General features: G+C 36.6%; 9 protein-coding genes. 6 read left to right on the top strand and 3 right to left on the bottom strand.

Features of this window, described 5'->3' with window-relative positions:
• The first annotated feature begins 81 nt into the window (after positions 1 to 81).
• Positions 82 to 1938, top strand: coding sequence for a TonB-dependent receptor (locus M0Q46_01785; GenBank protein ID MCK9582343.1), 1857 nt, complete (start codon positions 82 to 84; stop codon positions 1936 to 1938).
• Between the two features lie 404 nt (positions 1939 to 2342).
• Here M0Q46_01785 and M0Q46_01780 read toward each other — a convergent pair whose 3' ends face one another.
• The 3 genes from M0Q46_01780 to M0Q46_01770 are packed head-to-tail and all read right to left on the bottom strand — an operon-like array spanning position 2343 to position 6291.
• Complete coding sequence (locus M0Q46_01780) at positions 2343 to 4442, bottom strand: glycosyltransferase family 39 protein (GenBank protein ID MCK9582342.1); 2100 nt, start codon at positions 4440 to 4442, stop codon at positions 2343 to 2345.
• A gap of 14 nt (positions 4443 to 4456) precedes the next feature.
• On the bottom strand, positions 4457 to 5155 hold the full coding sequence (locus tag M0Q46_01775) for a polyprenol monophosphomannose synthase (protein MCK9582341.1): 699 nt from the start codon (positions 5153 to 5155) through the stop codon (positions 4457 to 4459).
• Positions 5152 to 6291 carry a glycosyltransferase family 9 protein gene (locus M0Q46_01770; GenBank protein MCK9582340.1) on the bottom strand — a complete coding sequence of 380 codons (1140 nt, stop codon included), beginning with the start codon at positions 6289 to 6291 and terminating at the stop codon, positions 5152 to 5154. Before M0Q46_01770 ends, M0Q46_01775 begins: the two co-directional genes overlap by 4 nt.
• 242 nt (positions 6292 to 6533) lie before the next feature.
• Here M0Q46_01770 and larE point away from each other — a divergent pair, with 242 nt between their 5' ends.
• The 5 genes from larE (at position 6534) to M0Q46_01745 (ending at position 11905) form a co-directional block, all read left to right on the top strand.
• Positions 6534 to 7328: an ATP-dependent sacrificial sulfur transferase LarE gene (gene larE / locus M0Q46_01765; protein ID MCK9582339.1), complete on the top strand. Its 795-nt coding sequence runs from the start codon at positions 6534 to 6536 to the stop codon at positions 7326 to 7328.
• Between the two features lie 163 nt (positions 7329 to 7491).
• A complete protein-coding gene (locus tag M0Q46_01760) occupies positions 7492 to 8946 on the top strand; it encodes an aminotransferase class I/II-fold pyridoxal phosphate-dependent enzyme (protein MCK9582338.1) in 1455 nt (484 codons plus the stop codon).
• 31 nt (positions 8947 to 8977) lie between these two features.
• Positions 8978 to 9325 carry a TraR/DksA family transcriptional regulator gene (locus tag M0Q46_01755; protein MCK9582337.1) on the top strand — a complete coding sequence of 116 codons (348 nt, stop codon included), beginning with the start codon at positions 8978 to 8980 and terminating at the stop codon, positions 9323 to 9325.
• 7 nt (positions 9326 to 9332) lie between these two features.
• Positions 9333 to 10385, top strand: coding sequence for a mechanosensitive ion channel family protein (locus M0Q46_01750; protein ID MCK9582336.1), 1053 nt, complete (start codon positions 9333 to 9335; stop codon positions 10383 to 10385).
• Positions 10386 to 10501: 116 nt separating this feature from the next.
• Positions 10502 to 11905, top strand: coding sequence for an NAD(P)/FAD-dependent oxidoreductase (locus tag M0Q46_01745; GenBank protein ID MCK9582335.1), 1404 nt, complete (start codon positions 10502 to 10504; stop codon positions 11903 to 11905).
• The last annotated feature ends 20 nt before the right edge of the window (positions 11906 to 11925 follow it).

The following is an 11925-nucleotide window of genomic DNA, read 5'->3' as shown; positions in this document are numbered from 1 at the left end:
TAATTATGCCAATTACAACATAGTACCCACCGCATATTTACCTATTAAAATGCAGTACAAAATTAATTATCGGAGAAAAAAATGAAGAAAAAGCTATTAGCAACAATTATAGTAGCACTGTTTTGCGCAAACGCCTTCGCTTCAGAAGGGGAGGTTTTTCTTACTCTTACAAAAACAAAACAAAATGAGAATGCCATATCTACAAATTCAACTTCTATAAACAAAATAGAAATTGCAGCAAAAGGCGTAAGCACACTTGGAGAGATATTATCAGATCAAGTAGGAATGACGGCAAGCGTTACTGGTACCCAGGGCAGTCAAAGCACTCTTATGATTCGTGGCGCAAAGGCGGAGCAGACACTTGTGTTAATTGACGGTATAAGAGCCAACGATAATGCATTAGGCCTTTTTGACCTTTCAACATTGCCAAGCGAAATAATTGAAAAAATTGAAATTGTACGCGGCCCTGCAAGTGCACTCTACGGTTCAGATGCCCTTGGTGGTGTAATAAATGTAATAACTAAAAAACCAAAACAAGATACTCTTGAACTGAGAGTAAACACAATATTTTCAAGCTTTAATTCACAAAAGTATATTGGTGAGTTTCAAACAAAGACAGAAAACTGTTATTTACACACATCTTTATCTAAATCACAAAGTGACGGTTATAGAGAAAATTCAAAATATAACGCGACAAATGCTTTCGCAAAAGCCGGTATTGAAACCGATGACTTAGGCGCGTTTGATTTATCTACAAAATATTTTGACAACGAAGTTGGAGTTTCAGGCATGGCGTTTGAAAATCAAATGTTTTTTATTCCATTATCTGTTGACAAATACGACGGTATAAAAGAAATTACAGCAAGCACACCAAATGCCGAACAAAAAGAAAATAAAAAGAATGCCACCTTAAGTCACAACATAGCAATAAGTGAAAATGTTTCAAACAAGAGCGATATTTATTTTGAAAATGATGTAAGAAATTACAAAGATTCATCATCATTTTGGGCAAGCGACGATGAATATATTTCAGACAACTTTGGAGCACAAACTCAAATTGATTTAGCATGCGGCTTTAGCACTGGAGTTGAATGGAAAGAAGAAAAACTAAAACAAAATAATTTACTTTTAAACATTACATCACTTGAAAAAAGCAGAGTAAACTCGGCACTCTTTGTTTCACAAAACTATCAAGACGGAATTCTTACAGTAATTCCTGGCTTGCGTTACGACACAAACTCTTCTTTTGGCGGTGTGCTTACACCTCGCCTTACAACCATCGTATCGGTTAGTGAAAATGTAAAAATATCGGCTAATGCTGCAAAAGGCTGGCGCTCACCTACATTTAATGAGCTCTACTATCCTACAGACGCATGGGGAATGCACGGCAACAGCGAGTTAAAACCTGAAGAGTCCATCGGCTTTGACCTTGGCGCGGAGTATAAAACAACTACATTTAACTGCACTCTTACCGGCTTTAGTTCTGAAACTACAAACTTAATTTCATGGGGAATGCTCACGCCAACAAATATCGGAAAATCTAATCAATCGGGTTTGGAATTTGAAGTTGGCGGAAAATTAGTTGATGGCCTGTTTCATAAATTAAACTACACTTATTTATGGGCAGAAGACACAGAAAATGAAAGAGTTTTAAACTATAGGCCATGCAACACAATAAATTATTCATTAAACTATTTTGCTCCACTTGATATTATGCTTGATGCAAATATTAAATATGTAAGCTCGCAGGAAACATGGGACTTTACAATACCAAAACTGCCAGAGTATGCAACAGTTGACCTTAAGGCATCAAAGAACTTTGGAACATACACGCTATGGGTTAAAGGGTTAGATTTAGCAAATACAAGGTACCAAACACGCCTTGGCTATCCTCTACCCGGCATAAGCGTTGAAAGCGGGGTAACGGTTAATTTCTAACAGTTAAACATTACTAAAAAAGGCGTTTCGGCATTTATGCATGGACGCCTTTTTTTATTATTAATTTTCTCACAACTGTTCGGTTAATCCTGATCATTTAATTCTATTATCATACCGAATCCCGAAAAAGGCTGGATCTTGGTTTTTACTGTCATTGCGAAACCCAAAGGGGTGAAGCAATCTCGCCTTAACTTAATTATTAGATTGCCACGGGCTAAAGCCCTCGTAATGACATCAAGATTGAGGACTGGAATGAGAGATAATAATTTTATTATTTTATTAGTCTGTCATCTTCGGACTTGACCCGGAGATCCAGAAAACATTTATTATTGGGACTGGATTCCCGCTTTCGCGGGAATGACATCAAAGGTGGAGAGTGGACAAGGGATAACTGACAACAATTTTTATTTATGTTTCAGGGAGTTAATATCTTGAGGTTTTTTATTAAACATTTTAATCATTAAAAGTGCCACAGCGCCGCCAACAAACGCGCCGCAAACAACATCTATCGGAAAATGCGCGCCAACATAAATTCTTGAAAAACCAATTAACGAAGCAAGTATTAAAAATGCCCACCAGTATTTTGGCAAAATAAAAATCATAAACGATGCCGCACCAAAAGCAACAGCGCTATGTCCAGATGGAAATGAATAACTACGAAGCGCTTCACCTAATACACGAACATCTTGCCCAAAATAACCAAGCGGCCTTGAACGAATAAACAATTTTTTAATTATCTGTACAACCAAACCACCAGCAAGCAACAAACCAACCATCAATAAAAAATCACGCAAAAATGTTTTACGCCGGTAAAACCATAAATAAATACCAATTAAAACAGCCATTGGCGGCCCTGAACCAAGCCATGTTAAAGTACCAAAAAAATAATCTAATAAAACATTTGAACCAGCTTTGTTAAACATTTTAAAGAACATTACATCAATAAATCTTATACCTTCCACAAACGATGTTTTATCACCCACCAGCTTTGAAGTTCTTGAAGGATCAAGTTTATCTAACTTAAAGTTTTTTGCGGGATATAACCAAAAAACTCTAATCTTTCTGCCGTTTCTATAAACATCAACAACTTCTGGTTTGCCAAAACTTTCAAAAGGCATAAACTCTTGAGGATTTGTATAAAACCTATTATCAAAAACAAAAATTCCATCTTTTCCGTTAAGCTCGCTTAAATCTCTTTGCCAGAAATCATAAGCATCGGCTCTCTCGCTTAGGCAATATATTTTAGGGTGATTAGGCACATAAAAACTTAACTGGCTTGCAAGGTAGTGCCTGTGGGTAACAATAAACGGTTTCGTGCCCATCTTATCTGAAAGCTCTTGTACTTTTTTGCCGACAAGATTCCAACCATAAAGTTCGTTTGTAACATCAACTTTTTCGGCCTTTGTTACGCCGTCTTCAATTTTCATGGCTTCATTCTTTGGCAAAAACAACTCGGGCGGTAAAACTTTATAAACCGCCTGTAAAGGCACAAGCACCGTAAGTGCAATGGCAAGGCCAAAGGAAAATATAAGAATAATTTTGCCTGTCCATTTGCGCCACAAACCAATACAAAAAATAGCAAGCGGTATTGAAAGTGTCAAATAACCCATAGCCGGCCAATGTGGGAGTATCTCTTTATAACTTGCGATGGCGTTAAATAAAAGGATTACTGGCAGAGAAAACGCGCTAATGAGCAGCAATTTTTTATCTTTTTTTACGACAGCTTTAATTGTTATAGATATAAGCACAACAAAGTTTAAAATGAAGAGAAATGGGGATATATAACCCGCCTGCGCGCCTAAGCATTTACCTAACAATGCCAACGAAAATTTAGGGGCAGTATTGCCAAAACCATGAGCAAGCTGAAAACCAAATGAAGCCCAGCCATTTTGAGCATTCCAAATTACAACCGGCAATGTCATAATAGCCGCAATTACAAGCGCAATGTATGGCTCTTTTTGCTTAAACCAATACCTGTGTTCTTTTGAGAATATCAGAAAAAGTGCCGCCGAGATTGGAAGCAAAAATCCGTTGTATTTACTTAGCATTGCAAAGCCAAGCACAATACCTAAAAGATACCAGTGTTTTTTTTGCCCATTCTCAACAATTTTCCAAAAAATATAAATAAACAAAATCCAAAAAAATGCTAACGGTGCATCGGGAATAATTAGAACAGAACCAAGAAAAGAAAAAACGGGAGTTACGCTTAAAACAAAAACGCTCCAAAAAGCAACTTTTTCGCCAAACATTTTTTTTGCAAGTTTATAAACAAGTATGCAGGTTAAAAAGAAAAGTATTACAGCGCTAACGCGAACGCCAAACTCATTAGCACCAAATAGCATTGTTGAATATTTTATTATGTAGCCGACAGCTGGGGGGTGGTCAAAATATGATAATGCGGGGTTTTGTGAATATGCCCAATAATGCGCTTCATCGTCGCCAAGCCCAATTTGCCCTATAACAAACAACCGTAAAATAGTTGTTACACTTAGCAACAACCACATAAGAACATTATAATTTAAGAACATTTAAACCTTAAACACAAAACTCTAAGAAGATATTTTATAAGTGTGCTTGCTTGAAGTTTTGAAACACCTTTTGCGCGCGGCATAAACTCAATTGGAACTTCAACAATTTTAAGTTTATTTTTATGTGCCGAGTAAAGCACTTCACTTACAATAAATGGGTCACGCGCGCAAAGATCAACAATTATTTTCTCAAGCGCACTATGGCTAAATAACCTAAAACCCGATGTTGAATCTTGCACTTTAACACCAAGAACAGTTGCAATATATTTCCTTGCAAAAAAACTTATCGCTTTGCGCAAAAATGTGCGTTCATCGTCTTTGCCGCCTGCTACATAGCGCGAACCAATCACAACATCAGCATTTATTGCTGCCGCAATAAAATTTGGAATATACTTTGGGCTATGAGAAAAATCGCCATCCATTTCAACAATATAATCTGCGCCAAGTTCAAGCGCTTTTTTAAAGCCATCAATACCTGCCCAACCGCGGCCACGGTTTTCTTTCCTAAGCAGCAGCATAACCCTTGGGTCGTTATCTGACATTTGTTTTACTATCTCATAAGTTTTATCAGGAGAAAAATCATCAACAACAAGCACGCTAAGTTCAAGTGGCAGGGCAAGAATTTCTTTAACTAAACCTTCAATATTACCTGCCTCGTTGTATGTTGGAATCATTACAATAGTTTTCATTTCACACTCTTTGCAAGTTTGAGTATGTTATTTAAAACAACTTCAGGTGTAATACTTTCCATACAGTTTGGTTTTATGTCACAGTTAGTTTTATAACAACAAAGGCAATTAAGAGATGAAACAACTTTATTGCCTAATCCATAAAGTTCAATTTCTGCCGATGATGTAGGCCCGAAAAGCGCGACAACTTTCTTTTTAAGCCCAAGTGCGGCATGCATTGCCATTGTATCGCCGCTTATAACTATATCGCACAAATTAAGATATGCAAAGAAATCAGCAATAGTATTATTTGTACCAATACTTATTGCTTTGCCATTTGAATTTTTTACAAGCTCATCAACAAGTTGGACCTCTTGCGGGCCACCGAGCAGTATAACTTTGAAACCTTTCATTGAAAGTTTATCAATTAAATATTTATATCCGTTTCTTGTCCATCGTTTAAGCTCCCATCTGCCGCCAGCTCCGGGGTTAATGCCAACTATTTTTTTTCCAAAAAGTTTGTAATTCTTTGCAAAGTTAGTCGCTTTTTCTTGAGATTCTTTTGCTATCGGTACATAAATTGGGTAATTTGTTTTTTTAAGTTCAGTTATTTTTGCCATCCAATACTGGTATGTTTTTGTATTGGCTTTTTTTAGGTCATCAAATGCACTCATTAAAAGCCACTTTTTAGCGTAAGAATTTGAAAAGGCAATTTGCCTGTCTTTCTTAAGCCAGTAACCCACTTTCTTTTCTGCACAAACTGCATTTGCAAGCATTAAGCTAATTGGGGAAAGGTCTAAATTAATTACAACATCAAACCGCTCAAGGCAAAGCTCGCCAAGCACGGACAACTCGGGAAGGATTATTTTATTTATTAATGGATTACCATAAAGAACCTGAGCCGAATTTTTCGCAACAAGCCAGGTTATGCAGCAACTATTTCCATACTTTTCCTTAAGGCCTGCAAGTAGAAAAGTGGTTCTTAAAACATCGCCCATAGCATCAAGCTTAATAATAAGTATGTTTTTTGCCTTTTGCCTTTTTGAGAAAGGTTTGTAATTTTTACAATTAACACACTTAATAGCTTTTTGTTTGTGAAAAACACATGGGCGATCTAATGGGAAATGTAAGCAGTCAGTTTTTATTTTATTAATCATAATTGAATGTGTTTGATAGCAAATTTTTATTTTTCCGTCAAATTTGTTAATATTTTAACTATAAATCCCGAATTTAGCAATAGGATTTGGAATTCGTCAAAAGATATGGAGGCATTTTTTTCCGCAAAATCCTTGCTAATGGAATAACCATTCGCTGCAATTTTTGCGTCAAAACTGCCTCCATCTCTTTCGCCTCGGTTCTCAAACCTATTGCAAAATGCGGGATAAACAAAAATAAAGCAATGAAAATTAAAATAGAAAAACTAATTGCAATACTTAAATCTCAAAAACGCCTGCTTGTTGCCTTTTCAGGTGGAGTAGATTCAACGCTGCTATTGCATATTGCAGTAAAAACTCTAGGAAAAGAAAATGTACTTGCTGTTACAGCCACAAGTGAAACTTATTGCCAAAAAGAACTAATGCAGGCAAAAGAAACTGCAAAAAAAATTGGAGTAAAACATATAATTATAAAAACATCAGAACTAAAAAATAAAAATTTTAAAACCAATTCTCCGCAGCGTTGTTTTTATTGTAAGAATGAATTGTTTGCAAAGTTAAAACAAATTTCCCGTAAAAACTCGATGACACTTTGCGATGCCAACAACTTTTCAGATTTAAGCGATTACCGTCCAGGAAGAATAGCTGCAAAAAAACATAATGTTCTCTCACCATTAGAAAAAGCTGGCCTTACAAAAGAAGATATACGCAAACTTGCCAAAATAGAAAAACTATCAAACTGGAACACCCCGGCTCAGGCCTGCCTTGCCTCGCGCATACCTTATGGAACACCAATAACCAAAGATGCTTTAGAAAAAGTGCACAAAGCAGAAGAAGAGTTAAAAAAATTAGGATTTAAGATTGTGCGAGTTCGCCACCATGGGACAATAGCGCGCATTGAGATAGGGGAAGAAGAAATTAACAAAGCTTTTCAAAAAGATATAAAAGCAAACATTTTAAAATCTCTCAAAAAACTTGGCTGGGCTTATGTTACAGTTGATTTAAATGGATACCGTACTGGCAGTTTAAATATTTTTTAACAATATAATCTTTGCCTATTAATTTATGTTAAAATGCCTGACACATTAGTTATTTACAAATGTTAATGCTAATATCTGAAATTACATTTGACATAGGTATTAGAAATTTATATAAACTCCCGTCATATGCAATTAACTTCTGCCTTATCAAAGGTTTGGGGAAATGAATAAACAAGACAAAGCACCACTTTTTGAAACATTACTTGCCCATGCAAAAAGGGATGTAGTTTCTTTTCATACTCCGGGGCACAAAAATGGACACGGCATAGACCAACGCTTAAAAGCATTTACCGGGAAAAATATGTACACCATGGATGTTACAATTTTTCCGGAAGTTGATTCACTTCATGACCCAACAGGCCCAATAAAAAAAGCTCAGGAACTTATGGCAGAGCTTTATGGCGTTGAGCATTCTTTCTTTCTTGTAAATGGTTCTTCTGGCGGAAATATGTCTATGTTCCTTTCAGCATGCAACCCGGGTGACTCGGTTATAGTGTCACGCAATGCTCATAAATCTATAATGGCCGGGCTTATTCTTTCAGGTGTTTGGCCAATATGGATTCAGCCAAAAATTGATCAAAATTTAGACATTATTTTTGACTCATCACCCGAGCAAATAGAAAATGCTCTTAACCAATATCCGGAAGCAAAAGCAGTATTTATAACCAGCCCAACCTATAACGGAATAACAACAGACCTGCAAAAAATAGCTGACATCTGCCACAGCCGCGGTAAAATTCTTTTAGTTGACGAAGCACATGGACCACACCTTAAGTTTAACAAGGAACTTCCTATATCCGCTGTTGACGCGGGCGCAGACCTTTGTGTTCAGTCAACACATAAAATTCTTTCAGCCATATCGCAAGGTTCCGTGCTACACTTTAAATCAAACCTTATAGATTTAAACCGTGTTAAAAAAGTTGTATCAATGCTTCAAACCACCAGCCCAAATTATCTTACACTTGCAAGCATAGATATGGCACGCAGACAGGCATGGCTGCACGGCTACCAGATGTTAGACAAAGTTATAAGCCATGCTGAATATGCAAGAAGGCGAATTGCAAAACTAAATAACTTTTATTGCTTCAGCCGCCAAGAAATAAGAAAACAAGGTTACGACCTTGACCTGACAAAGCTTACAATAAATGTAACCAGAACAGGCTTTACCGGTTATCATATTGAAGACATATTGGCAAAGGAATATAATGTTCAGGTTGACTGTGCTGATATTTTTAACTTGATTGCCATAATGGGCATAGGCTCCACCAGAAAAGATGTAACAATCCTTGTAAATGCGTTAGAAGACTTTGAAAAAAAATATAAAGGGAACCAAAAAAACTGGATTTTGCAAATACCATCTCTTGCAACTGAAATGGTATTAATGCCAAGAGAAGTTTTTCTTTCTTCAAAAATCAAAAGAGTGCCTCTAAAAAAGGCTATTGGACGAATTGCAGCACAAACTCTAACACCATACCCTCCTGGCATACCGGTTCTTATACCCGGGGAAAGAATAACTAAAGAAATTTGTGAATATCTTCTGGATATATCTGCAAAAGACATTAGAATAAGCGGCCAGGAGACCGATCAACTTAGAACAGTAAAAATTGTATCAAACTAACAATAAGACAAAACTAAAATGGGAGTTGAAAATGAACAAAAAAGATGCTGCAAAATTCAAAAAAATTCTGCTGGAAAAGCGTAAAGATCTTGTAAGCATTGTAAAATCATCAAAAGAACACGACCTTATAGATGCCGAAATTGGCGACGAAATTGACAGTGCCACACAAAATGCCGAAAAAGAAATGCTTTTTGAATTAGCCGATAATGAAAGAGTTATACTTGACGAAATAGAACTTGCACTAAGAAGAATTGAAAAAGCCACATACGGAAACTGTGAACTTTGTCAATGCAAAATTGCACCTGCGCGCTTAGAAGCTTTGCCTTGGGTGCGTTGCTGTATAGCCTGCCAGAAAAAAGCAGAAAAACCATCAAGGTGATAAACCAATGAAAGCACACTTGTTAAACTACCTGCAAATTAATTGGATTGCAATGTCTAAAGTTGCTGCAATTGTGCTTTTTTCTGTTTTTGTGGGGTATATTTTCAAAAAAATAATTTTCGCGTATTTTACAAAGGTCGCAAAAAACACAAAAACACAACTTGACGATATTGTAATTGCCACAAGCGGCCCGCATATAATATTTTGGTCAATGTTAATTGGCTCTTATTTTGCATTCTCGGCTGTGCAACTGCCAGGTTTAAATTTTCCACTAATTAACAAAGCACTCATATCCTTATGGATTATATCTGCAACACTTCTTACATCAAATTTCACGGCATTACTTATTAAGACATATACAAACAACGACGCACTTAAACTGCCTTCAAGTTCACTCATAGAAAATACGGCAAAAATTGTAATAATAGCGCTTGGTGTGCTAATGTTACTGTCTCACCTTGGTGTTTCAATAGCCCCGTTGCTTACAGCGCTTGGAGTTGGCTCACTTGCAGTAGCATTGGCTCTACAAGAAACACTATCAAATTTATTTGCCGGTTTTCACATATTGGCAAGTAAACAAATCTTAACCGGCGACTACATAAAAACAGATGGTGGGCAAGAAGGCGTTGTCCTTGACATTGGTTGGCGCTCAACTAGAATAAAACAATTAAATAATAATATTGTAATAATTCCAAATTCAAAATTGGCATCATCAACTGTTGTTAACTTTGATCAAATAGAAAGAGAGATGGCGGCCTCGGTTGATTGTTCGGTAAGCTATACAAGCAACTTAGATTTTGTTGAAAAAGTAGCATTAGAAGTTGCATCGCAAACCATTAAGGCACTCCCAGACGCACTTTGCTCAACAGATCCAGTCCTGCGTTTTACCTCATTTGGCGACTCGGCAATCTCATTTAAGGTTGTTTTTAGAATAAAACAGTTTAGCGAACAATATCTGCTAACACACGAGTTTATTAAACGCTTGCACAAACGCTTTAACCAAGAAAACATAGAAATACCCTTCCCGCAACGCGTTGTTTATCTAAAAAAAGAAGTTTAATTTTTTCCTTTTTAAGTCAAGTTTAAAAACATAAATTTGCTTTGTAAAGTTGATTATTGTAACATAACTACGCGACCCAAAAGGGGTCTATTTTTATTTCTAGTAACTTAAATTATATGATAGAAAATTTTGATGTTGCAATTATAGGTTCAGGGCCTGCCGGGCATAGTGCAGCAATAAGATCTGCCCAACTTAAGGCAAAAACGGCATTAATAGATAATTCTCTTATTGGGGGAACTTGCCTAAACCGTGGCTGTATTCCAACAAAATTTCTCTGGGAAGTTGCGAAAACAAAAAAGAAGCAATCAAAAACTTCCTCATACGCAATAACTTGTGCAAATTCAGAGTTTAATTTTTCATTAGCAAACAGCTTACTTAAAAAAAATATATCCGCACTTCGCAAAGGTTTACTTGCAACAATTAACAGCTACAAAATAGAAGTAATTGAAGGCACTGCAAGTTTTAAAGACGCAAACACCATACTAATTGAAAATAACAACGGCAATAGAACAATAACGGCAAAAAAAATTATCATTGCAAGCGGAGCAGAACCGTCAATACCAAGCAACATAAATATAGACCAAAGCAAACTTCTAACTTCAAATGAAATTCTTAAGTTAGATAAACTCCCGCAATCGCTTTTAATTATCGGCGCCGGTGCGGTTGGGGTAGAGTTTGCATCAATATTTTCTGAATTTGGCAGTACTGTTACATTACTGGAGATTCAAAAACAAATTTTGCCTTCTGCCGATATAGATTTAGCAACCGAGATAGAGAAAAATTTATTGCGACAAGGGGTAAAAATACTTAAAGGCACAAACAGTTTTGATGTCAACTTTGCTGATTTTGAAAAAATTTTAGTGTCATCTGGAAGAAGGCCTGTGTTAAACAAGTTATCACTTAATAACGCTCTCATAAACTCCACGCAAAATTACATACCTGTAGATGAGTTTATGTGCACGAATATTAAAAACATTTATGCCGCGGGCGATGTTACCGCTAAAGCCGCGCTTGCCCATGTTGCTTCGGCACAAGGCATTGCCGCAGCAGAAAATGCTCTTGGCGCAAAACAAACGGTTGATTATTCGGCTATCCCATGGGCCGTTTTTTCATTTCCTCAGGCGGCATGGGTTGGACAAACACAAAACAACAGCCAAAGCGAAAGTGTAAAATTTCCAATTTCTGCAAACTCTCGCGCATTTTTAGAAAATGAACGCAACGGCTTTGTAAAAATATTCTTTGATAAAATATCACAAGTAATTACAGGTGCATCTATAGTCGGGCAAAATGCTGAAGAGCTTATAGCTGTTTTTACAATTGCAATTAAAAACAAAATGCTTATATCTTCCCTAAAACGCGAACTATTTTTCCATCCGTCAATTTCAGAGGCCATAAACTCATCTTGCGAAGTTGCAAATTATGGGGCAATAGAGCTTCCATTATGTTCAAACCCGCATTTTGTAATAGGTTTGAGAACCGAGGCGAAAGAGATGGAGGCAGTTTTAACGAAAAAATTGTAACGAATGGTTATTCCATTTGC

This window comes from Endomicrobiales bacterium (genome assembly GCA_023228045.1).
GTDB lineage: Bacteria > Elusimicrobiota > Endomicrobiia > Endomicrobiales > JALOBY01 > JALOBY01.
This window is presented reverse-complemented; position numbering and strand designations above follow the sequence as displayed.

Coding starts and splice junctions, on each gene's coding strand:
- M0Q46_01775 (MCK9582341.1), bottom strand. CDS start 5,155: ATGAAAACTATTGTAATGATTCCAACATACAACGAGGCAGGTAATATT.
- M0Q46_01755 (MCK9582337.1), top strand. CDS start 8,978: ATGAACAAAAAAGATGCTGCAAAATTCAAAAAAATTCTGCTGGAAAAG.
- M0Q46_01745 (MCK9582335.1), top strand. CDS start 10,502: ATGATAGAAAATTTTGATGTTGCAATTATAGGTTCAGGGCCTGCCGGG.
- M0Q46_01760 (MCK9582338.1), top strand. CDS start 7,492: ATGAATAAACAAGACAAAGCACCACTTTTTGAAACATTACTTGCCCAT.
- M0Q46_01780 (MCK9582342.1), bottom strand. CDS start 4,442: ATGTGGTTGTTGCTAAGTGTAACAACTATTTTACGGTTGTTTGTTATA.
- M0Q46_01770 (MCK9582340.1), bottom strand. CDS start 6,291: ATGATTAATAAAATAAAAACTGACTGCTTACATTTCCCATTAGATCGC.
- larE (MCK9582339.1), top strand. CDS start 6,534: ATGAAAATTAAAATAGAAAAACTAATTGCAATACTTAAATCTCAAAAA.
- M0Q46_01750 (MCK9582336.1), top strand. CDS start 9,333: ATGAAAGCACACTTGTTAAACTACCTGCAAATTAATTGGATTGCAATG.
- M0Q46_01785 (MCK9582343.1), top strand. CDS start 82: ATGAAGAAAAAGCTATTAGCAACAATTATAGTAGCACTGTTTTGCGCA.